Source organism: Candidatus Hydrogenedentota bacterium (assembly GCA_013359265.1).
GTDB lineage: Bacteria > Hydrogenedentota > Hydrogenedentia > Hydrogenedentales > SLHB01 > JABWCD01.
In genome coordinates this window covers 169,408-191,929 of the sequence record JABWCD010000004.1, presented here as the reverse complement: position 1 = coordinate 191,929, position 22,522 = coordinate 169,408, and the positions used below count along the sequence as shown (strand labels likewise).

The window sequence follows — 22,522 nt, the reverse complement described above, 5'->3', positions numbered from 1 at the left end:
AAGACCCAGGCAAAGCGTCACCTTCGACGCTTCGATTATGGGGAGGTTCTGCCCGAAAAGGCAAGCCCTATTTACGGGTCGGTAAACGCCCGGAAGTAAACCATCCGAGCCGTTCCCAATAATTGGCGGGAACTGTCGCGGGGACGGTGGCTGTCCCCCTCGACGCGCTATGCCACCGCTTCGACCTTCGGAATCCCTGCCTCCGCCGCCTGAATCACCTCGTCGTCAAGCTCGTAGTCCTGGAGCTTGCCTGCAAGGTACGCCTCATACGACGACATATCGAAGTGGCCATGCCCGCTCAGATTGAACAGGATCGTCTTCTTCTCTCCAGTTTCCTTGCACTTTAGCGCCTCATCCACCGCCGTCCGAATCGCGTGGCCCGACTCCGGCGCCGGCACAATCCCTTCCGCTTTCGCAAACAACAGGCTCGCTTCAAACACCGGATTCTGCTTCACGGCGACTGCCCGAATAATCCCGTGGCGCGTAAGGTGCGCGACCTGCTGCGCGACGCCGTGGTAGCGCAGTCCGCCGGCATGAATGCCGGGCGGGATAAAGTTGCTGCCCAGCGTATATTGCTTGAGCAAGGGCGTCAGGTGCGCGGTATCGCCGAAGTCGTACGCGTACAATCCGCGTGTCAATGTTGGGCAGGCAGCCGGTTCCGACGCGACAATGTCCGTCTTCAATTTACTCACGATTTTGTCCTGAACAAACGGAAATGCGAGACCCGCGAAGTTCGACCCGCCGCCACAGCACCCGATCACCACGTCGGGATAATCTCCAGCCAACTCCATCTGTTTCTTTGCTTCGAGACCAATGATCGAGTTGTGCAAGAGCACATGGTTCAGCACGCTCCCGAGACTGTACTTGATTGCTCCACCGCTTTTTGCCGCGACCTCGACTGCCTCCGAGATCGCCATTCCCAGACTTCCGGTGGTATCCGCGTCCTGCGCGAGAAACGCGCGGCCGCTGTCCGTCGTGTTGCTCGGACTCGGAATCACTTTGCCGCCGTACGTTTCGATCAGAATCCTGCGGTACGGCTTCTGCTCGTAGCTTACGCGCACCATATACACCGTGCACTTCACGTCAAACATGCTGCACGCGATCGAGAGCGCCGTCCCCCACTGCCCCGCGCCCGTCTCCGTCGTAATCTCCCGGATGCCGCTGATTTTATTGTAGTAGACCTGCGGCACGGACGTATTGATCTTGTGGCTGCCCGACGGGCTGACGCTTTCGTTCTTGTAGTAAATCTTCGCGGGCGTGCCCAGCGCCTTCTCCAATCGAAACGCGCGGCGCAACGGCGTGGGCCGCCACAGGCGGTAAATGTCCATCACTTCGCCGGGAATCGAAATGTCTCGCTGCGGCGTCATTTCCTGCAGGATCAGCGGCTCGGGGAAGATTGCCGCGAGATCGCTCGCCTCGCACGGCTTCAGCGTCCCCGGGTGCAACGGCGGGTCCATCGGAACGGGCATGTCCGCAATAAGGTTGTACCAATGGTCCGGCATTTGGCCCGGATCAAGCAGAATGTTGTAGCGATTCATTTCGGCTCCCTCCGCGTGGGTGACGGGTAAGCGGCGGCGAGGGTCCGGCCCGCCGCCGCGCACAGCATAAATGTTAGAAGCAGATTCTCGTTTCGAACGTAATGAAATCACCGTCATCGTCGTCCGAGCCGCCGCCAAAGATGGTGCCATTACCCGCGAAAAACGATCCATCTTCGAGGCCTTCACCCGCAAACAGGTGCGACCAGTGCGCCATGAACATCAGGTCTTCACTGTAATGATAGGTGATGACGATGTCTGTCACCCACCCCAATTCGTCGTCCCCCGCTTGCGTCCAAAACGACAGCGCCGGCGCCACCGGCACTTTGAAGCCGCCCAGGCTTACGGTTCTCGGCGAATCGAACGGTTCGTCCGCGATAATGTATTGGAGGTCCACATGCAGGTCGATCGCTTCCATCGGGTGCGCCTGTGCGCCGATCATGAAAATGTGGGCGTTGGAAAAATCGTTCTGTAGATCGAAGAACCCGTTGTACATCTGGTTCGAGAAGAGCCGGTTAAAACTCACGCTCGCCTCGGGCCGGTCGAATGGGTTCAGCCACTGCCAGAAGTTGATGTCCCGGTTATCCTCCCCCTCGTAATACGCATACTTCGCGAACACGTGCGGTTGCCACGCCACGTCAAACGCATATCCAACCTGCGCCGTCAGTCCCCACGCGTCGTATTCCGCCCCATCGTCACCGTAGAGATACGGCTTGAAGAAGAATCCGTTCCGATCCGCGTCGCCGAACTGATAGGCCGTCTCGACATCGAAGTCAAACGCCCCCAGCACACCTGACGCGCGAAGCCCTACCGTATGCAAATTCGTCGTGTCGTAGTCATCGAGATTGAACGCGTCCTCCAACCATTCGATTGGCGCGATGAAGTTCGTGTCGTTCAGGCTGCGTGCATCTCGGACCCACAGCCAATATGCGTCAAACGCGATGTTCTCCAGCGCCTTGCACGTCGCGTACACGCCATAAAACGCAACGTCTTCATCCTCCTCGGCAATGCCGCCCTCGGCCAGCGTCGAGTACCACGCGTCGACTGTCGTTATGTCGGTCGCATACGTAAGCCGCAACGCATCGAACGAACGTCCGCGATAAAACGGACCAAAGTCCTTCGGCCCCACGAGCCACTGGCTGCCGAACGCAAGCTCCTGCCGTCCGATCCGCAGACGCAGCGGCATCCCGTACATTTCATTCACGTCGATATACGCCTGATACATCTCAACGTCGTCTCCGGTCGCAGCGCGTCGGTCGGCGCCAGTGATGTAGTCCGACCGAAAATCTTCGCCCCAGAAGTCGTAGCTCTCCAGTTCCATAAACGCCGACACATCGTTCGTGAAATCGGCCTTTACGTTTAGACGCGTACGCTGCTCCGTCAGCGTGAGGTTATTGGTCTTGTCGTCCCACGCATACGGACTGATCAACCCGAGACCGTTGAACGCCGGCGCGCCCGACAGGAATTCGCCGATCGGCCGATTCGGCAATAAGAACGCCGGCACGCGGATTTCCAGCGGCCCCGGCTCGGGCGCCCAGTTGTAGATGAGGTCCAGCTTAATTCGGACTTCTCCGCCCACCTGGACGTTCTGAAGTTCCGCCTGCGCAGGCAAAACAGTTACCGCCAGACACAGTACGAGCGCGAAAAATAAATACCGCCACATAGAATTCCCCCTTCCGAATGGGTTCCCCAACCCACGGACCCGAATCCCCCTCGGGTCCACGCAAATATACTGCTCCCATACGTGTTTGAATTCAAGTACGCTGTTAGTCGCTCGATCGTAACAATAGGTTGGAGTCCGCAAATGTCACGCCGCTGGATGCAATTCCCGCGGAGAATAGGCTTCGCTATTGCCGCGACGGTGATTGGAGGCTGCGTCTTGCTCTGGGCGTTTCAAGAGTCGCTGATCTTCCCGGCCAGCAAACAAGTCTGGCGCACACCCGCCGATCCGCCTTTCGGATGGACGTACGAGCGCATCACTCTGAATATCGGCAATGACCGCACCGACGCGTGGTACATACCCGTTGAAAACCCCGAAGGCGTCATCCTTCTCTCGCACGGCAACGGCGGCAATATCGCGGACCGCATCGAACATTACGCCATGCTCCGCGATCTCCGATATGACATCTTCACATACGACTACGGCGGCTATGGCAACAGCACCGGGCGTCCCTCCGAAAAGCGCTGTTACGCGGACATCCGCGCCGCCTGGAACTACCTCACGAAATCGCGCGGCGTTTCCGAAAAACGCATCGTCCTCTACGGCGAATCCCTCGGCGGCGGCGCCACCTGCGAACTCGCGACGGAGGTGAAACCGCGTGCCGTGGTACTGCAGTGCACCTTTCTATCCGTCTCCAAAATCGCGAAGGAGGTTTTCCCCATCGTTCCGGTGAATCTGCTCCTGAAGCATCGCTTTGACAATGAATCCAAGATCGGAAATATCTCTGTACCCAAACTCTTCATTCACAGCCAGGCCGACACCATCATCCCCTACAAGCACGGACGACGTCTCTTCGACCTCGCAACCGAACCCAAGATGTTTCTGGATTTGCGCGGGGATCACAACGACTGCATCTTCACCAGCGAACAAACCTATCGCGAAGGAATGAAAACTTTCCTCGATTCCCTGTAAACTCGAGACAAATTCGAGCAAACGGAGTTCACCGAGGCCCATGCAGCGAACGCTATCGATTTCCGACGGGGTTGCCGCCCGGCGATTCTTGGCTACGTGCGCCACGCCAGCAGCCATCGTTGCGGTACTCCTGTCTTCTCTCGCCGCCGTCGCCGCGGAATCGCCCGCAACAGCCCCAGCCGGATTCGTTGAGAAGATCGTCCCCTTTTTCGACGACGCACCGAAGGACGCCGCCCTCTTTGAATTCCGGAACAATCTCTTGAAAGCAGTGCAGGCGAAAGACCTCTCCACCCTCCTCGCCGCGCTCGACCCCGCGATTCTGAATGGCTACGACGGAGAGGAAGGAATCGAGTCCTTCAAGAAGAAATGGAACCTCAACGAGAATCCCGACGCGTCACCCGTGTGGAAAGAATTGGGCGAAGCGCTCCGCCTCGGCGGCAAGCTCAACAAAGGCGACAACGAGACCTACTTCATCGCCCCATACTCCTACTACGCGCTACCCGACGAATTCGACGAAACTGAATATGGACTTGTCGTCGGCGACGGGGTAAACGTCCGCGCCAATCCCGACGAAAACGCAGCCGCCATCGCCAAGGTGGGACGCATCGTCGTGCGCCTCCACCATGAAGAAAAGCCCAAGGAGGCCACTATCGGCAACGAATCGTTTCCCTGGCGAAAGGTCGGACTGCCGGATGGCCGCGTCGGCTACATCTGGGGCAAATACGTCCGTAGTCCCATCGATTACCGCGCCGGCTTCAGCAACCAATCCGGAAAATGGAAGATGAACTACTTCCTCGCCGGTGACTGATGCGGCGTCCCTATGCCGCTGCTGACTGCGTCCCCGCGGCAGGATTGATCCACGGCTGATCAATGACTTCCTCGATATGCTCTCCCGGGTTCGGCTTCCACCGCAGCCCGTCTGGAAATACCGACTCCCATGCGTAGCTGCCCGTCTCGCTGTTCGCCGTGATCAGCTTGCCCCCCTTGCGCAACTTGTCATAGCCGTAACCATTCCAACCCGACGACCGCCCAAACACCAAATCGATCCCATCGACCGTGCCGGAGCAATCGTTCAAATGGTCGTGCCCGACGAAACACGCACGTACGCCGCCTACCGCGTTCAACAGCCCCAATGCCGATCCGTCCTCTTTCTCGTATGCCACACCTTCGTATGACACGCCGTTAAAGGTCTTCTTCATCTTCAGGCTGAAATACTGCTTCACCGGGATGTGGAAAAACGCAAACCGCGCAATTGCCACTTCCCTGTTCTGTTCCGCGAACTTGGCCAGCCACTCGTGTGATGTACCGGTCAGCCCCTCGCGGTGCGTGTTGATGCACAGCAACTCCCACACGCGCTTGCCCTGTTTGTCCACGACGTCCACCGTGTAGTTGCCCCGCTCCGGCCCGCCACGATAGAGCGAATTCCTCGCATCGTGTGCTGCATCGTGTCCCTTCGGAATGTCCGTGAGTTGATCGTGGTTCCCCCACGTGTACACCCACGGGACCCCCAATTCGCCCAGCAGCCCGATGCTGTCCGCCTGAAATTCCGCGCCCCGCCCGTCGTGGTTTTCATGCCACAAATCCCCGGTCATCGCCATCAAATCGGGTTTGTACAAATCAACCATCCGTTTCCAATCCGACCGAGTCCGCTCGTCGGCGCGCGGCACGTCCTTGCGGTTTTGGTGAAAATGTGAATCGGTGAATTGGAGAATCGTGACCCGCGACGGGTCCGGGACCACCAGTTGCGCAGCCGTCTCCGGATAGGTCGTCGATGGAACCACGCCCGGCAACGGCGCGGGCCTCTCCTCCGAGTACGACGGCCCGGCAATCCACGCCCCGGCGGCGGCGCCGCTTGCGGCGAGAAATTGTCTGCGAGACAGCGCAATGCGTTTCATTGGTCGGAACTCCTTGTAAAGGACATACTCTAGCTCGGACCACGCCACATGCCAAGTTAGAGTTTCGTTCACGGGGCGGGTCATGTGATAAACTTATGACAACCACGGTTGCGGTTTAGAAGATTGGGGTGCGCATGTCCACATTAGCCTTAGAAAAAATCCTGGCCTACGCAGTCAAAAACGGCGCGTCAGACGTCCACCTGACCGTAGGCAGCCCGCCCGCCGTCCGCGTGGACGGCGCAATCCGGTTCATCCGGGACGTCGAGAACCTGAAGCCGGAGGACACGCTCGGCTTCCTCGACACCCTCCTTCCCCCGGAGAAAAAGCAGCGATTTCTCGATACCGGCGACATGGACATCGCCTTTAGTATGCCCGGCCTCGGCCGCTTCCGCGTAAACATCATGATGCAACGCGGCTCCGCCGGAATTGTCATGCGCCACGTCCGCGGAAAGATTCTCGATTTCGCGATGCTCAATTTGCCGCCCGCGATGGAATACGTCTGCCGCATCCCGCGCGGACTCGTCCTCGTGACCGGGACCACCGGTAGCGGCAAGTCAACGACCCTCGCGTCCATCATCGACAAGATCAACCAGGAACGTCGCTCGCACATCGTGACCCTCGAAGACCCGATCGAATTCCTGCACCAGAACAAGAAGAGCATCATCAGCCAGCGCGAGGTCGGCATCGACACGAACAACTTCCACACCGCCCTGCGCGCCGCCATGCGCGAAGACCCGGACGTGATCCTCATCGGCGAAATGCGCGACGCCGAAACGTTCCAGGCCGCCATGTCCGCCGCGGAAACCGGTCACCTCGTCTTCTCGACGCTCCACACCACCAACGCCATGCTCACGGTGGACCGCATTGTTGACCTGTTTCCATCGAACCAGCACGCACAGGTCCGCTCGCAACTCTCGCTGCAACTGCGCGCGTGTATCGCCCAACGCTTGCTCCAGGCCAAGGAAGGCGAAGGCCGCGTACCCGCAATCGAGATCATGTTTAACAACCCCGCCATCGCCGCGCTCATCCGCGAAAACAACCTGAAGGTCATTCCCAACGCCATCGCCGGCGGCAAAGAAGACGGCATGCAGACCTTCAATATGAGCCTCGTCGATCTCATCAAGCGCGGTCTCGTATCCCAGGACGAAGCCGAATGGAATTCGGACAACCCCGAAGAACTCAAGATGAACCTGCAAGGCATCTTCCTCAGCCAGGGCCGCGGCGGCATCCTAAAGCGCTAAGTTCTTTAAATGGGGACAGTCACCTGTTATTTGGATAGATGCATCGCTATGGACGCCCAATTCTGGCATCAAAAATGGGAAATCAACGACATAGCTTTCCACCAAAGCCAAGCCAACCCGGCACTCGTCGCACACTTCGACAAACTTGCCTTGCCGCCAGAGAGCCGCGTATTCGTTCCGTTGTGCGGTAAGACGCTCGATATTCACTGGCTGCTTGCCAACGGCTACTGCGTGGTCGGCGCCGAACTGAGCAGGATTGCTGTAGACCAGTTGTTCGCCGATCTCAAACTGGACCCCATCGTGTCTCTATCGGGTGATTCGCAGCGCTACAGCGCCGAAGGCATCGACGTCTTCGTCAGTGACGTGTTCCATGTGACGAGCGAGATGCTGGGGTCAGTTGACGCAGTTTACGACAGAGCGGCGTTGGTTGCCCTTCCGGAAAAAATGCGCATTCGCTACGCAGCGCACGTGATCGAGATTACTAATTGCGCGCCGCAGTTGTTGATAAGCTTCGTGTACGACCAACGCCGGATGGATGGCCCGCCGTTTTCGGTCAATGACGAGGAGATTCATCGGCACTTCGGCGATTCGTACCAACTAACCTGTCTCTCGAACGAGGAAGTCCCTGGCGGCCTGAAAGGCAAATGCGCCGCGGCAGAAGCCGTTTGGCTGCTCCGCTCCCGAGTCCCGTCCGCGTAGTCTGCGCGATCTCACGCGGCCAGGGTGCTTGCCCGGCGTTGACGTACAACGCTATTCGCTATACTGTTTCGCGCAGAGAGCCATCCATGCCTCGACGCACACGGGATAGTGAGCGGAATCCACCTTGAACGCGCACGGAGACGCCAATGAGCTCAACCCATTCCAGTCAACCGACATCCGTCATATCTGACGCAAGCCGCCATACCCGCCGGCAGTTCTTCGCGCAGTCGGCGCTGCTGGCAGCCGGGTCAGCAGCGGTTGCGGCCGAGCCAGCCAGGTCTGCCGTGACGGCGGAACGCCGCCCGAATGTCCTGCTCATCATGACCGACGACCACGGCTACGGCGATCTCGGCTGCTACGGCAATCCGCACCTCAAGACTCCGAACATCGATCGGCTCCACGCGGAATCCACGCGGCTCACCCAACATCACCACTCCCCCGTCTGCACGCCCACGCGCGCCAGCCTGATGACCGGCCGCTACAACTACCGCACCTGTGCCATCGACACGTTTCGCGGTCGCGCGATGATGCATCCCGGCGAAACGACGATCGCGGAAATCTTCGCAGCATCCGGCTACAAGACCGGCATCTTCGGCAAGTGGCACCTCGGCGACTGCTTCCCCATGCGCGCGTGCGACAAGGGGTTTCAGGAATCGCTCGTCCTGCGCGGAGGCGGATTGTCGCAGCCCGCCGACTTCCCCGGCGGCGAGGGCTACTTCAACCCCATCCTGCTAAGAGACGGCGTGCCCGAACGGCGCGACGGCTACTGCGCGGACATTTTCGCGAACGAAGCGATTGCCTTTCTGGAACGCCACAAGGACGAACCGTTCTTTCTCTATGTCCCGACCAACGCCCCGCATACTCCCCTCGAAGTGGAAGATCGCTACGCGGAACCGTACCGCAAGTTGGGCCTCGACGATCGAATCGCCAAGTTCTACGGCATGGTCGCCAACATCGACGAAAACGTCGGGCGCATCATGGACGCACTCGATCGCCTCGGACTTCGCGACAACACCATCGTGCTCTTCATGACCGACAACGGCGCGCAGATGCCCGCGGAGGCCCTGCGCTTCAACGCGGGCATGCGCGGGCAAAAAGCGACCGTCTACGAGGGCGGCATCCGCGTGCCCTGTTTCGTGCGGTGGCCCGAAAAGATATCTGCTGGAAAAGACGTCGAGCGCCTTACCGCGCACATCGACATAGCGCCGACATTGCTCGATCTCTGCGGCGTCCCCGCGCCGGACACCGTTCGATTCGACGGCCGCAGTGCCGCGCCACTCCTGACGGATGACAACGCCGATTGGCCGGACCGCACCCTATTCTTCCAATGGCATCGGGGTGATGCGCCGGAACCGTACAACAATTGCTGTGCGCTTACGCATCAATACAAGCTCGTCAACGGCGTCGAATTGTATGACCTCCAATCGGACCTCGCCGAAGAAAACGACATCGCCACACAAAACCCCGAAGTCGTAACGCGCCTGCGCAAAGAGTATGAAGCGTGGTTCGAGGATGTTAGCGCAACTCGCGGATATGCGCCCCCGGAGATCGTCGTTGGCCACGAACGTGGCGGCCCCACGTACCTCACCCTGCAAGACCAACGCGCCGGCGAAGGTGGCGGCTACGGCGCGAACGGGTTCTGGAAGACGCGTATTGCTCGCGCCGGTACGTACGACGTGACCCTGCGCTTCGCTCAGGAAGTAAACTCGGGGACCGCGCACGTGCAGATCGGTGGTACGCGGGCGAGCGCGCCAATCGCAGAAGGCGCGGAGTTCACCATCATCAACGGCGTGAAACTACACGACGGCCCCGCATCCGTCCGCGCCTGGGCCAACAACCCCGACCCCGCCAACGGCGCTCGATACGTGGACATTGTGCATGTTGATGCGTGAACTGTCTGACGCAACGACAGCTACTTCGCCGTGACCACAAGCATCGCCGCGAACTGTTCCAAGCCGGGCTGAAACTCCGGCTTGCCCGGCATGTAGAATTGCGAAATGACGCCATCCAAATAGAGCGCGTTCTGGCATTGAAGCGATTCTAGAAATAACCGCGCGAAAAGATGAAAATTCACTTCGCCCTCACTCAGAACGAAGCAGACATCCAGCGGAGTCCGGACGCCCACACCGCTGCGCACTTTCTTGTTTTCTGACTCGCGCCGGAACCCCGGGTGAAGCTTGCCGTCACCAACCAGCAACGGTCCCGATTGCGTTGCAACGAGCATCTTCCTGACAGCGTCTTCATGGACAAGTTCGGTGTCCTGCACGTGCGCACCTTCTGTGTCGAGGAAAAACACGCCGTTGGGTTTCAGATGGAAGTTGCCCTTTCCCTCGTTGCGATTAACCGGAACGCGCACCGCGCCCGATTCTACGTACAGCCCGCCCGGCGCGATGCCCGGTGTGAAAATACCGGCATTGGTCATGAACAACGGTTCCAGTGATTTGGAGCGACAATGCTCCAACGCGTTGGCAAACGTCATGAGTGGCTTGCCGTCCTCACCTCTCCAAACCGCGCCGACCTGGGCTTCGCGCAGGTCCACCTGAACTACATGAAATTCCGCTCCTTCAAACGCCATACGTTCGTACCGTATGGGTTGGGCCTTCGAGTCATCGGCGGCGAATGCCGCGCAGCACATGGTGACAGTCACCAACAGCGCAAAGCAGGGTCTCGGTCTGAATAGGTGCACTTACCGGTGTCCGCTCGCCTTGCGCCGCCGTTCCGTGCCGCGTGCTGCACGCACACGGTACTGCGGGAGCCACTTCTTCTGCGCGGCGATCATTTCGTCAGCCATCTTCCAGACTTCCGGAGGCGAACACACGGCGCCGACGAGCGGATCGTGCAGCATGGCTTGTTTCAATAGCACGACATCGCCGCGCACCGCGGCTTCCACAGCCATGCGCTGGACCTGCACGCTCGCGTTGCATGTCGCCGCACACGCCAGCGGCAAGTCGCCGACAATCGGTGTGTGCAACCCGGCGCGATCGATATAACCCGGCGCTTCGATCACGCAATCCGGCGGCAGGTTCGTAATGCAACCCCGATTAATCACGTTAAAGTGACCGCGATACGTGCGGCCGGTTTCCATCGCCTCGATGATGTAGCTTCCGTGCTCTCGCGACCGCGCCTGGGACGATAAGTCGGGCGCGGGCTCCTTTAGCCAGCGGGAGCAGTCGCGCGCAAATGTCGCGCGAGTCTTCTTGCAGAATCGCAGATATCCGCCCGTTTCACCGTGAATCCACTCCCTCCGGTCAATCCATCTCGCGATCCGGTCTCGCCGTTTGCGATACCACGGGACATACTCGGAGCAGTGTCCGTTGCTCTCCGTCGACCAATATCCGAACCGTCGCAGGATATCGATCCGCACCTTCTCGGTCTCGCGATAGACTGGGTGACGTTCCAGTGCGCCGAGCACCTCGGCGCGCAGATCGCGGCCCTTGTGTGCCACTGTCAGAAACCATGTCTGGTGATTGATTCCAGCCGCGGCAACGTCGAGTTCGCTCAGCGGCACACCGAGCGCGTTCGCCAGAACCTCCGTCGAGTCCTGCACACCGTGACACAGCCCGATGGTGTTCACTCCTCCGTAGGTATTGCACGCCCATGTCAGCATCGCCATCGGGTTCGAGTAATTCATGAACACGCAACCCGGCGCGACGTCGCGGATATCGCGGCAGACATCGAGCAGCACCGGAATCCCACGTTGCCCGTACATAATCCCGCCCGCGCACAGGGTGTCTCCTACGCACTGGTCGACGCCGTACTTCAGCGGAATACGAATGTCCGTTTCAAACGCCTCCAGCCCGCCGACGCGCACGGTACAAAATGCATATTTCGCCCCATCGAGAGCAGCGCGCCGGTCCGTGGTTTTGCTCAGTTTCGTCGGGAAACCGTTTGCGGCGATGTCCCGTTCGAGAAGACGGTATACGGCATCCAGATTCGCTGCATTGATGTCCGTTAACGACAGTTCGCACCCGCGCAGTTCCGAAACGGCGAGAATGTCGTGCGCCAATGTACGCGTAAATCCGATGCTTCCCGCGCCTATCATCGCGATACGTGGCGGCATGCGTTCCCCCATTAGTCTTTGCAGGCGATTCCTTGATAGAGGTATCCAGCGAATTTCGGTACCCGGCGCAGGTAGTAATTCTCGATCGTCTCGAAGCGAAAACGTTGCGATTGAATCAACGCGCAGATGTCCCGGTTAAAGTGGCAGCCGTCGCTCACGATCTTCTGTATCGGCGTCAGCCGGTGCTGCCAGCGCCGAATGCGGTCGTCGTCCGCGAGCCCATGCTCGACAAAATGCAGTTTGCCGCCGGGACGTAGTATGCGATGTACTTCGCGAAGCGCCTGTTCGACCTTGGGAATGCTGCACAGCGTCCACGTACACACGACGCAATCGAACGAGGCATCCTCAATGGGAAGGTTTTCTCCGCCCACGGTGTGATGCGTGACCTTCATCCCCCGCGCGTGGATACGCCGCTGCGCCATGCCGCACATACCCGCGTTCGGATCCGCCGTGGTCAATTCCGTCACATGAGCGGGATAGTGCGCCAAGTTCAGCCCGGTTCCGACGCCAATCTCGAATACATCGCCGGACACACCGGAGAGGACTGCCGCGCGGACTCTCGACATCTGACCGCTCGACATAACCATGTCCATCATGCGCGGGAATACGTAACGCGAATAAAAGCCCATGCTTGTCACCAGTGCGACCGATGCGCAGCCTTCTGGTCGGTACATCCGAAAGAATCTAACGGAGATTCATTCCATTTGAAATTGCACGTGGCCGAATAGCAGCGTCTCGATGAACACCGCTCACCGGCACTCGTCAATAAGCGGTAGTACTTCTCCTCCCGATTCATCTCGTCGGGATCGATCGCCTCCCCATCGCCTCACTCCGGATGTCCTCTCCCCATTGAGATTTCAATTCTGAACTTCGAGATTCTTCTCTCAATCGAGGCGCCGGACACGCTAACGGAACAACGGTATGAACCGACAGCGGGGCTAGTCTGTCAACTCGCCGGCGTTCTCTTTGACCTTCGTGAAGATGTCGACGATGTCCTGCATGTCGTCCTCGGTTCCGAGCAGGAAGTGGTGCGGAAACCACACCACACTGCGGTAACACATGTCTTCCGCAACGGGACAATGGACCTTCGTGTAGTCCGGTCCAGTCTTGCAGTTCGTAAACACCGGCTGCTTGTACAGCGGGTGCATATACCCGCCCCCGCACGGCAAGCCCTCGGCCTTCACTGCCTCGACGGCCTTGTCCCGCGAACAGCCAAACAGTTCTGGATTGATGCGCAGCCCGTAGAGATGATACGCGCGCCGCGTCATGCGCGAATCGCCCGGCTGCGGCGTAATTCCCTCGAGTGCCCCGAGCGCCTCGTTGAGGATCGCGGCGTTCTTCTCGCGGCGCAAGGTCTGATCTTCGAGCCGCGTCAGTTGCGCGCTCAACACCGCCGCGTGAAACTCGGACATTCGCGCGTTCGTACCGACCACGGAGTGTTCGTACCATGCAGCGCCCCTCGTGCGCCCGCAGTTCGAGATCGCCCGGCACATGTCTGCGAAATCCTCGTGGTCGGTGAGTATCACGCCGCCTTCGCCGGCGGTAATGTTCTTCGACATCTGGAAGCTAAACACGCCGCCATGCCCCAGCGCTCCCGTCCCCTTGCCCTTCCACTTCGATCCCCACGAATGGCACGCATCCTCGATGACGTGGATGCCATGCCTTGCGGCGATGGCGTTAATTCGGTCCATATCCGCGACCGCACTCCCAAAATGCACCGGCATAATCGCTTTGGTTCTCGGCGTTATGGCCGCCTCGATTAAGTCGGGATTGATGTTCCAGGTATCGTCGACATCGACAAAGATCACCGTTGCGCCCACGCGCATTGCCGCGCTCGCAGTCGCCACAAACGTGTACGGCGGAACGATGACCTCGTCCCCCGGGCCGACTTCCAGCGCTTCAAGGCAAATCTCGAGGCCCGCAGTCCCGCTATTGAGGGCGATGCAGTGTTTCGCATCTTGGAACGCAGCGAACTCGTGTTCGAACTTCTTGATGCGCGCGTCCAGGAACCACTTGCCCGACTCCAACGTATCCAGCAGCGCCTTGCGCTCCAGATCGTCGAATACCGGCCACGAGTGCCAAGGCTTTGTGGCCGGACGGACGGGCACGCCCCCCTTCAGCGCCAGACGAGAGGCCGATACAATAGACATAATTCGCTCCTTGCGGGGGAAATTTCATCTATTGTAGCGGTCTGCGGCGGTGACCGTCAAAGTACGCGCCCACTTTTCGGCCCGATCCATCGGATTGCTTGGACGGCACTTTGACAGTGCCGCGTAAGCCGCGTAAAGTAAATCCCTTACTCGCTTCTCTAGGGATTCGTGCGCATGCCCGCCCGTACTTGCAGCAGATGAACGATCCCGTGGACGCACGCAGTTGTGGAGGACGGAATGGCCAAGCGCATTATTGACCCGGGGAAATTCGCCTACTTCGAGGGCAAATTCGTGCCGATCGAAGAGGCAAACGTCAGCATACTCACCCACTCGTTCAACTACGGCACGGCATTGTTCGAAGGTATCCGCGGCTACTACCGCGAAAGCGACGGCAACGTCCTCGTCTTTCGCCTGAAAGAACACGTCGATCGCCTGGTGCGTAATTTCGGCATTCTGTGCATGGACATTCCCGAGTCGCGCGACGATATCGCGCGCATCTGCGTCGAACTGGTCAAGCGCAGCGGTTTCAAGGAAGGGGTTTATATCCGCCCCATCGCCTATAAGTGCGAGCGCTCGCTCGGTCCGAAGCTTCATGACGTCGAAAGCAGCTTCTGCTGCTGGGTCATGAAGCTGGGCGATTACGTCGACGTCGATGCCGGGCTCGACTGCATGGTCACCTCATGGCGCCGCCTCTCCGACAACGCCATTCCCAGCCGCGCGAAGTCGGTCGGCAGCTACATCAACTCCTCCCTCGCATCGAGCGAAGCCAAACAGAACGGTTTCGACGAGGCCATTTTTCTGCGCGAAGACGGGACGGTTGCCGAGGGCAGCGCCATGAACCTGTTCATGGTTCTCGATGGGAAACTCGTCACCACGCCGCCAACGGCGGACATTCTCGTCGGCATCACGCGAAACACGGTAATTCAACTCGCCCGCGAGGAACTTGGCCTTGAGATTATCGAACGTCCCATCGCTCGCACCGAAATGTACGTCTGCGATGAGTTGTTCTTCACCGGTACCGGGGCACAGGTCGCCCCCGTGCGGTCCGTCGACCGGCGCAATATCGGCAGCGGCGAACCCGGCCCCATCTCGCGCCGGCTACAAAAGATTTACTTCGATGTCGTTCAGGGTAAAGTGCCCAAGTACGCCCACTGGTGTACGCCGGTCTACTGACCTTGAACGCCGCGAACTGCGACTGGAGCGCTGCCCTTGCAGCCAACGACGCTCATCGGGATTGGCGTTGGAATCCTCCTTGGCCTTGTCGCGATGAGCGTTGCATGGCGATATCTCGCTCGCGTCGGAAATCTCCCGTGCCCCACCTGGCTCGCGTGGATGCTCGAACTCAAGTTCATGGAGAGGCACGGCGGACAATCCACGACCATCGACGCGCTCGATCTGGCCCCCGGCATGCGCGTCGTTGATGTCGGGTGCGGGCCCGGCCGGCTGACGTTTCGGGCCGCCGACCTCGTTGGGCCGGGGGGTGAAGTCGTCGCATTGGACATCCAGCCCCGCATGCTCGAACGCCTGAACAAGCGAATCCACGAGCGCGGCGTCGAAAACGTCAAGCCGATTCTGGCCGGTGCGGGGGACGGGAACCTACCGGCGGACTATTTCGATCGGGCATTCCTGGTCACGGTATTGGGCGAGATACCGGACCGCGAACGCGCTCTGCGCGAAATTCACCACGCGTTGAAGGACGACGGAATGCTCGTCATAACGGAGATTTTCCCGGACCCGCACTACCAGCGCGTCGGGAAGCTGCGCGAACTGGCGGGCAAAACTGGATTCGAATTCGCTACACTGCGCGCCAAGACGTTTTCCTACACCGCGCAATTGCGCAAGAAAGGATAGCGCATCACCCCTATGGCCGAACTGCGCAGCTTTTTCGTCATAGACAATTTGCAGGAACAACTCGCCTCGTTCATGGCGTCGACGGTACAGGGTTACATGCCGGTCGCGGGCATGGCGAACCTCTTCGTCGAGGTTGCGCCCGGCATGGACATCGTCCGATTGCTGGATATCGCAGTGAAAACGACCGACGTCCGGCCCGCAATCCAGGTCGTCGAGCGCAGCTTCGGCACCCTCGAGGTGCACAGCGAGTCGCAGGCCAACGTACGGCAGGCAGGCGACGCGGTTCTAGCCGCGCTCGACGCGACGGAATCCGATCGCATCAAGCCCCGAATCGCATCGAGCACGGTCATACGAAAAGTCGACCCCTACCACGCCAGCCTAATTAACAAGAGCCGTGACGGCTCGATGCTGCTCGCGGGCCAGACCCTTTTCATCCTGGAAACCCAGCCCGCGCTGTACGCAATTCTCGCCGCCAACGAAGCCGAGAAGGCGAGCCGCGTGACCTTGGTCGACTTGCGCCCCTTCGGAAACTATGGCCGATTGTATCTCGGCGGCGAGGAAGCAGACGTGGTCGTGGGCAGCGAGGCGGCCGTAAAGGCGCTCGATGGATTGAACGGGCGGACGGACTAGAAGATCGATTACGATTACGATTACGATTACCAGCAAGAGCACGGGAAAGCCGGGGTCGGAAGAGGAGAAAACCGCACATGGCTGACGCACTGGGTATGGTGGAAACGCGCGGGTTCGCCGCGATGGTCGAAGCATCGGACGCAATGGTAAAAGCCGCCAAGGTCGAGCTGGTCGGCTACGAGAAGATCGGCGGCGGCTACGTGACCGCCATCGTTCGCGGCGATGTCGCCGCCGTGAAAGCATCCTGCGAGGCCGGCGAACGCGCGGCGCGCGCAGTCGGCGAAGTCGTCAGCGTCCATATCATCCCGCGCCCGCACGCGAACGTCGACGTGGCGCTACCCCTTGGCCGCCGCGACGAGGCCGCGAAAGAGATGAAGAAGTAGGCGCACTGTCTGGTACGCGCCGCAATGCCTCCGTATTCTCCGTGTCTCCGTGGTTATTCTTGGTAGCGACTTAACATGCAAATCGGACGCATAGTAGGCACTGTCGTTTCCACCGCGAAGGAACCGTCGCTCGAGGGGCGCAAGCTCCTCATCGTGAAGACGCTCGACATTGACGCGCGAGAAACCGGCGGATACGTCGTCGCGGTCGACGCCGTCGGCGCGGGTGCTGGCGAGGTCGTTCTGGTCGCTTCCGGTAGCTCCGCGCGCCTCACCGAAGCCACGCGCGACCGGCCGAGCGACGCCGTAATTATGGCGATTGTCGATTCCTGGGACGTGGAAGGGACCGTCAAGTGGCGGAAGGCATGAGCGAAAACGCCGTCCCGCCCCCCCTACCCGAGACCGAACCCACCGCGCCCGATGTTCCCGTCAGGACTGAACCCCGCTTTCGCGACCTGGCGATCGCCCTCGCGATCATCTGGTGCTGCAACTTCCTTCTGCAAATTGTGGGAGTCGGAACCTTTTTCGCAATCCGATACGCCCAAACCGGCGAAATGCCGAATATGGATTTGCCACCCACACTCTTGTTCGCGCTGGTATTGCTGGACTGGGCCGTTGCACTGCCAATCGCTTTCTACTTTTCCTGCGTGCGTTCCAAGAGATCGTTTCGCGCGGGGTTCGGACTAATCTCGGTTCCCGCGCGCGTGGCGTCCCAGAGCCTGACCATCGGGATCGTCGGAGCGATCGTCGCCGGCGTGGTGATGACCCTGTTTGCAACCGGCGAGGCGCCCATCTACGAAATTGCAGTGGACGAATCCGCCGATGGCAGCCCCACACTTCTGTTCTCCTTCCTCATCTTTGCAGTCATGGTACCCCCACTCGAAGAGTTGTATTATCGGGGTTTCATCTTCCCCATCCTGCGGCGCAGCCTGTCGCCGGCCTGGGCTATTGGAATCGTTTCGATTTGGTTCGCGTTGCTGCATGCCGCGCAATTGTGGGGAGAATGGGCAGGGCTGGGGGTTGTCGTCGTCATGGGAACGGTGTGGACCATTCAGCGACACGTGTATGATTCCCTGACACCCAGCATCATTAGTCATTGGACCTACAACACCGCGTTGGTCGTGCTGCAAGTGGCCGCCGGAATATAGGAGTCGTGTAGTGTCCGAACGGGACGTTGTAGTCGCGGCAGTGTCACGAGCACGGCGCGCGTTTCTCGAAATGGAGCGGCGCAGCCTCGACCTCCGCTTCGCCATCGTAGCCTCGATGCGCGACGCCGCGGTGGCGCACGTCAAGGAACTCTCCCTGTTGGCTGCGGACGAAACGGGTCTCGGGCGCACGGAAGACAAGATCAAGAAGAACCTCCTCGTGACCGTAAAAACGCCGGGGCCGGAGATGCTCGAGCCCCGCGCCAAAAGCGGCGACCACGGCCTCATGCTCACGGAGCGCGCGCCATACGGCGTAATTGGCGCAATCATTCCTTCGACGAACCCCACCGAAACAGTCATCAACAACTCGATTGCCATGGTCAGCGGTGGGAATGCCGTAGTATTCAATGCGCACCCCAGCGCAAAGCGCTGCTCGATCCGGTGCGTCGAAATCCTGAATGATGCCATCGTGCGCGCGGGCGGACCCGCTGACCTCGTCACCGCCGTCGAAGGACCTTCCATCGCCACAGCGCAGTCCCTCATGAAGGCCCAGGACGTTACACTGCTGGTCGTGACCGGCGGGCCGGGCGTCGTGCGCGAAGCGATGGTATCGGGCAAGAAGGTCATCGCGGCCGGACCGGGCAATCCTCCCGCCGTCGTGGATGAGACCGCCGACATCCCAGTGGCCGCGCGGAACATCGTCGCCGGCGCGTCACTCGACAACAACATCATTTGCACGGCCGAGAAGGAAGTCGTTGTGGTGTCATCCGTCGCCGACGAACTGAAGCGCGAGATGATTGCGTGCGGATGCGTAGAAGTCACCGGCAGCGACATCGAACGTCTGTGCAACGTGATCTTCGATTCTCGCGATGGCCGAAACGGCGTCATCAACAAGAATTGGATCGGCAAAGACGCAAACCTGATCCTGCGCGAAGTCGGAATCGACGCGCCCGCATCGACGCGCCTTGCAATCTGCGAAGTGGACCGCGATCATCCGCTCCCGTGGACCGAGCAGCTTATGCCGGTGTTGCCAGTCGTGCGCGCTGCAAATGCCGACGATGCAATCGATCTTGCGCTGGCCTACGAGGGCGGCCGCCGCCACACCGCGACAATGCACTCGCGAAACATCGATAAGCTGTCCAAGATGGCGCGGCTCGTAAACTGCTCGATCTTTGTGAAAAACGGCCCGACCTTCGCCGGCCTCGGCATGGGCGGCGAGGGCTACACCTCCTTCACCATCGCCAGCCCCACCGGCGAAGGCATGACCTCCCCCATCAGCTTCACGCGCGAGCGCCGCTGCACCTTGGTGGATTCGTTCCGCATTGTGTGATGAAAAATCGTGCGGGGCGCACAGGGAGCAATGGGGCCGCAATTGCGTAGATTTGGCACACGTTTCGGTTCCTTGGTTTCCTGACTTTCGATCTCGGCGCGTCGCGCAAGTACAAGGTAGTGCCGCATTCAATCTGTGATTCCGCATGGCCGACGCACAGCGGCGTCTCGGTAAATGACGCATCGCTGCGCTCGTCGAGACACGGCAATACTCTTCCCACCAGTCCATCTCGTCATGATCGAATGCCTTCCAGATTCCTGACCCCGGATCTCCTTTCCCCTTTTGAAACTTAAAATCCGAGATTCGAGATTCCTCTGGTTCGCAGCACGACATCCCAACGGACCAGTCGGGCCGCGCCATGTTATACTCATTCCAGGATTACGGCCGTGGGGGATTGCGCCATGATCCATCCGACTCTCTTGTTTCTCTTTGGGCTTGCGGCGTTTGGTCAGCCAGGGGCGGCGCTCGTTCCCGTTCCAGATGCCCATGCCGAAGACAACCCTCTCATCCCATTGCCCAATGCAGCAGCACCGGAACCCGGCGCCAGCGTGCGCGACGAACGATTGGGAACATCGCAGACGCGCGTCACTTCTCAGACAGGATTGCGCCACGAATACTCGCGCCATGATCCATTCAACGCCGATTGCAGTCTGATCCTCCTCATGGACACCGCGAACGGCGCATGGAATGTATTCAAGACGAATCAACGCCCGTACGATGTGGACGGCCAACTCGTGCGCACGATTGAACTGGAAGAACCGCGTTGGGACGCCGCCACCAGAACAACGCTCTGGGGCACGCGCGAGTTCAGCATCCTCCGAATCGACGTCGAATCGGGGGAGTCGACGGTGGTCAAGGACTTCCGAACCGATCCCGTCGTCGGACCGATCCTGAAGGCCGAACCCGACCTGTACCGAATCACGATGAAGGACGAAGGCGAGGCGTCATTGGATCGGCGTTACTGGGCGTTCATCGTGCAAGGCATGAACGAAGACTATCGCGCCCGGTATCTCCTCGTGTGGGACCGCACCGACGACCAGGTGATCGGCCTGCGGAAACTCGCGGCGGCCGAGTCGCGAATCGATTGGGTCGGCATGTCGCCCAAGGGAAATTGGGTGCTCGTAGGCTCGGATCACGACAATGCCGCGCCGCTGGCCGGATTGGTGATGGCCGACCGCACATTGAAGCGGTTCCATCCGCTGCACTACAGCACGGGCCACGCCGACGTCGGGCTTGACGCGCAGGGCAGCGAAGTGATCGTGATGCAAAACGCGCAGACGGACTACATCGATCTCATCCCGCTCGATCTCGCGGTGAAGCCCATCGCTCCCGGCGGCCGGTACGAAGGCTCCGGACATGTGCCGCTGGTGCGCCTCTTCTACGCATCGGACTCCCCCGTCGGCTTCAGCAGCGGCGTACACATCTCCTGCAACTACCCCGGCTGGTGTCTCGTGTCCACGCACATCGAACCAGGCGTCGCGGCAAAGAACTGGCTGGACCGATCCATCATCCTCGTCCGCCTCGATCCCGCGCGCCCGCGCGCGTACTTCGCCGCGAAAGTGTACGGCACGTGCAGCAGCTACTGGGAAGAGACGCACGCGGCGATCAGCGCGGACGGCTCGCGAATTGTATGGGCCACGAACTGGGGCCGCAACCCGGGAAATGATAAGGTTTGGCTCATGGAACTTGTACTGCCACACGACTGGCAACGCGTCGTCCCACCTTCACAGTGACCCCAAGCACGCGGGGACGCGCCAAGCCCGTACACCATTGCCGACAAGAACCGCAGGCCCACGGATTGTCCTCCGGCGCTTTCGGGAAAGACGCCCTGCCTCGCGCCACGACCGCCCGGAGCAGTGCAAGAATGCCGGCATAGCGCAACGTCGGGTCGACGTATTTCTCCAGCACGTAAAACAGAAAGTAGTAGAACCGGCACGAGGCCCACACCAAGACACTTGCCAGAACGGCCGTGCGCGGTAACGGGCTTTCCAACAGGAGCAACAGAAACGCAACGACCGCGATGCAAAGGAATAGGACGCCTTTCGCGACGATGAGCCGTTTAGATTTTAGGTCGGGCATCTATGCTCCGTCGCGGTCCTACGCGGAATAAGATGACGTTCCCATTTGCCGGGCGTGAACGCTTTCTAAAAGCGAAACGCTTCAGTTGCCCACTCCCGTGAGCGGGTTCAGCCAGCGCACCTTCGCAAAGCGCAGGAAGTCGGCATCCGCGGTATGGACGATGGCGCCATACTGGATGGCAAGCGCCGCGATCTGGGCGTCGGTGACCAGGTCCCCAGCCGTCCCGATTTCTTCGAGCAGGGTTAGTACGCGCTCAATGTGCCGCGGATCGGGTTCAATTACTTGCAGGCACGCAACCTCGAGCCATGATCGGACAGTCCTGGCAGCCTCGGTTGGCGTCATCGCGTGGCTGAATAAGTGCGGATTCGTGGCGATACGCATGAACCCGAATAGCACGAGCAAAGGTAAACCTACGGGCTCAGACCCCGAGAGACAATTCTCCCACCACGCCTTCGCCTTCGTGTGGTGGGGCGAATTCTGATCGTGGGCGTAGATGAGCACGTTGAGATCGGGTATGATCACGTCGATTCGGTTCGCTTCAATTCCGCGATAAAGTCCTCGACCTCAAGCTCATCAACGAGCTTATTGAAACCCGCGGGATCGATGCCCGGACGCAATCCCATGGGCCGCGCCTCAACCTTAAAGGGCTTGCGTTCCCGCTGGGGTTCAGAAACACGAAGCCCCGTGCGCACGGCGTCGTTCAACGTCTCCTTAAACGAGCGCCGGGTACGATGCATCGCGTCTTTGAGCAAGCGCTCCACATCAGGATCGAGTGTGACGGTAGTTCTCATGTACGCATTATGATGCCTCAATCTACTGCTGTCAAGATGCCTGAATCGTGGGAACCTTGCCGGACAAAAGACGCCGCATACTAAGTAAATTATTATAAACATAA

General features: G+C 59.8%; 21 protein-coding genes and 1 pseudogene. 13 read left to right on the top strand and 9 right to left on the bottom strand.

Annotated features, from left to right (window positions below; genetic code table 11):
- Window positions 1-167: 167 nt before the first annotated feature.
- Entirely contained in the window at window positions 168-1,538 is a 1,371-nt protein-coding gene (locus HUU46_04625) for a TrpB-like pyridoxal phosphate-dependent enzyme (GenBank protein NUM52910.1), read from the bottom strand.
- A 73-nt stretch (window positions 1,539-1,611) separates the two neighbouring features.
- Window positions 1,612-3,198: an alginate export family protein gene (locus HUU46_04620; protein NUM52909.1), complete on the bottom strand. Its 1,587-nt coding sequence runs from the start codon at window positions 3,196-3,198 to the stop codon at window positions 1,612-1,614.
- Window positions 3,199-3,339: 141 nt separating this feature from the next.
- Between HUU46_04620 and HUU46_04615 the strand changes: the two genes are divergently transcribed.
- Both HUU46_04615 and HUU46_04610 read left to right on the top strand, forming a co-directional pair.
- Window positions 3,340-4,167, top strand: coding sequence for an alpha/beta hydrolase (locus HUU46_04615; GenBank protein NUM52908.1), 828 nt, complete (start codon window positions 3,340-3,342; stop codon window positions 4,165-4,167).
- 40 nt (window positions 4,168-4,207) lie between these two features.
- On the top strand, window positions 4,208-4,975 hold the full coding sequence (locus tag HUU46_04610; protein NUM52907.1) for a hypothetical protein: 768 nt from the start codon (window positions 4,208-4,210) through the stop codon (window positions 4,973-4,975).
- Between the two features lie 1,012 nt (window positions 4,976-5,987).
- On the opposite strand, the pseudogene HUU46_04605 reads toward HUU46_04610, so the two are convergent.
- Window positions 5,988-6,146 (bottom strand): annotated as a pseudogene (locus HUU46_04605) (twin-arginine translocation signal domain-containing protein).
- Window positions 6,147-6,196: 50 nt separating this feature from the next.
- Here HUU46_04605 and HUU46_04600 point away from each other — a divergent pair.
- From HUU46_04600 to HUU46_04590, 3 genes are all read left to right on the top strand, one after another.
- Window positions 6,197-7,303 carry a type IV pilus twitching motility protein PilT gene (locus HUU46_04600; GenBank protein NUM52906.1) on the top strand — a complete coding sequence of 369 codons (1,107 nt, stop codon included), beginning with the start codon at window positions 6,197-6,199 and terminating at the stop codon, window positions 7,301-7,303.
- Between the two features lie 48 nt (window positions 7,304-7,351).
- Window positions 7,352-8,002, top strand: coding sequence for a thiopurine S-methyltransferase (tmpT, locus tag HUU46_04595; GenBank protein ID NUM52905.1), 651 nt, complete (start codon window positions 7,352-7,354; stop codon window positions 8,000-8,002).
- A gap of 146 nt (window positions 8,003-8,148) precedes the next feature.
- The gene (locus tag HUU46_04590) at window positions 8,149-9,894 is read left to right on the top strand and encodes an arylsulfatase (GenBank protein ID NUM52904.1); all 1,746 of its coding nucleotides are present in this window, start codon (window positions 8,149-8,151) and stop codon (window positions 9,892-9,894) included.
- A 20-nt stretch (window positions 9,895-9,914) separates the two neighbouring features.
- On the opposite strand, the gene HUU46_04585 is transcribed toward HUU46_04590, so the two are convergent.
- From HUU46_04585 to HUU46_04570, 4 genes are all read right to left on the bottom strand, one after another.
- Complete coding sequence (locus HUU46_04585) at window positions 9,915-10,637, bottom strand: phosphodiester glycosidase family protein (GenBank protein ID NUM52903.1); 723 nt, start codon at window positions 10,635-10,637, stop codon at window positions 9,915-9,917.
- A gap of 51 nt (window positions 10,638-10,688) precedes the next feature.
- Window positions 10,689-12,062 carry an alpha-glucosidase/alpha-galactosidase gene (locus tag HUU46_04580; GenBank protein ID NUM52902.1) on the bottom strand — a complete coding sequence of 458 codons (1,374 nt, stop codon included), beginning with the start codon at window positions 12,060-12,062 and terminating at the stop codon, window positions 10,689-10,691.
- Window positions 12,063-12,073: 11 nt separating this feature from the next.
- Window positions 12,074-12,691 (bottom strand): class I SAM-dependent methyltransferase, encoded by a 618-nt coding sequence (locus HUU46_04575; GenBank protein NUM52901.1) that lies wholly within the window; start codon window positions 12,689-12,691, stop codon window positions 12,074-12,076.
- A gap of 309 nt (window positions 12,692-13,000) precedes the next feature.
- The gene (locus HUU46_04570; GenBank protein ID NUM52900.1) at window positions 13,001-14,212 is read right to left on the bottom strand and encodes a DegT/DnrJ/EryC1/StrS family aminotransferase; all 1,212 of its coding nucleotides are present in this window, start codon (window positions 14,210-14,212) and stop codon (window positions 13,001-13,003) included.
- 237 nt (window positions 14,213-14,449) lie between these two features.
- Here HUU46_04570 and HUU46_04565 point away from each other — a divergent pair, with 237 nt between their 5' ends.
- From HUU46_04565 to HUU46_04530, 8 genes are all read left to right on the top strand, one after another.
- The gene (locus HUU46_04565) at window positions 14,450-15,385 is read left to right on the top strand and encodes a branched-chain amino acid transaminase (protein ID NUM52899.1); all 936 of its coding nucleotides are present in this window, start codon (window positions 14,450-14,452) and stop codon (window positions 15,383-15,385) included.
- Window positions 15,386-15,421: 36 nt separating this feature from the next.
- The gene (locus HUU46_04560) at window positions 15,422-16,063 is read left to right on the top strand and encodes a methyltransferase domain-containing protein (protein ID NUM52898.1); all 642 of its coding nucleotides are present in this window, start codon (window positions 15,422-15,424) and stop codon (window positions 16,061-16,063) included.
- Window positions 16,064-16,075: 12 nt separating this feature from the next.
- The gene (locus HUU46_04555) at window positions 16,076-16,693 is read left to right on the top strand and encodes a BMC domain-containing protein (GenBank protein NUM52897.1); all 618 of its coding nucleotides are present in this window, start codon (window positions 16,076-16,078) and stop codon (window positions 16,691-16,693) included.
- Window positions 16,694-16,770: 77 nt separating this feature from the next.
- Window positions 16,771-17,076 carry a BMC domain-containing protein gene (locus HUU46_04550; protein NUM52896.1) on the top strand — a complete coding sequence of 102 codons (306 nt, stop codon included), beginning with the start codon at window positions 16,771-16,773 and terminating at the stop codon, window positions 17,074-17,076.
- 75 nt (window positions 17,077-17,151) lie between these two features.
- Window positions 17,152-17,442 carry a EutN/CcmL family microcompartment protein gene (locus HUU46_04545; GenBank protein NUM52895.1) on the top strand — a complete coding sequence of 97 codons (291 nt, stop codon included), beginning with the start codon at window positions 17,152-17,154 and terminating at the stop codon, window positions 17,440-17,442.
- Complete coding sequence (locus HUU46_04540) at window positions 17,439-18,221, top strand: CPBP family intramembrane metalloprotease (protein NUM52894.1); 783 nt, start codon at window positions 17,439-17,441, stop codon at window positions 18,219-18,221. Before HUU46_04545 ends, HUU46_04540 begins: the two co-directional genes overlap by 4 nt.
- Window positions 18,222-18,231: 10 nt before the next feature.
- On the top strand, window positions 18,232-19,548 hold the full coding sequence (locus tag HUU46_04535; protein NUM52893.1) for an aldehyde dehydrogenase EutE: 1,317 nt from the start codon (window positions 18,232-18,234) through the stop codon (window positions 19,546-19,548).
- 401 nt (window positions 19,549-19,949) lie between these two features.
- Complete coding sequence (locus HUU46_04530) at window positions 19,950-21,281, top strand: hypothetical protein (protein NUM52892.1); 1,332 nt, start codon at window positions 19,950-19,952, stop codon at window positions 21,279-21,281.
- Window positions 21,282-21,708: 427 nt separating this feature from the next.
- On the opposite strand, the gene HUU46_04525 is transcribed toward HUU46_04530, so the two are convergent.
- Window positions 21,709-22,149: a type II toxin-antitoxin system VapC family toxin gene (locus HUU46_04525; GenBank protein ID NUM52891.1), complete on the bottom strand. Its 441-nt coding sequence runs from the start codon at window positions 22,147-22,149 to the stop codon at window positions 21,709-21,711.
- Entirely contained in the window at window positions 22,146-22,418 is a 273-nt protein-coding gene (locus HUU46_04520; protein ID NUM52890.1) for an antitoxin, read from the bottom strand. Before HUU46_04520 ends, HUU46_04525 begins: the two co-directional genes overlap by 4 nt.
- Window positions 22,419-22,522: the final 104 nt, after the last annotated feature.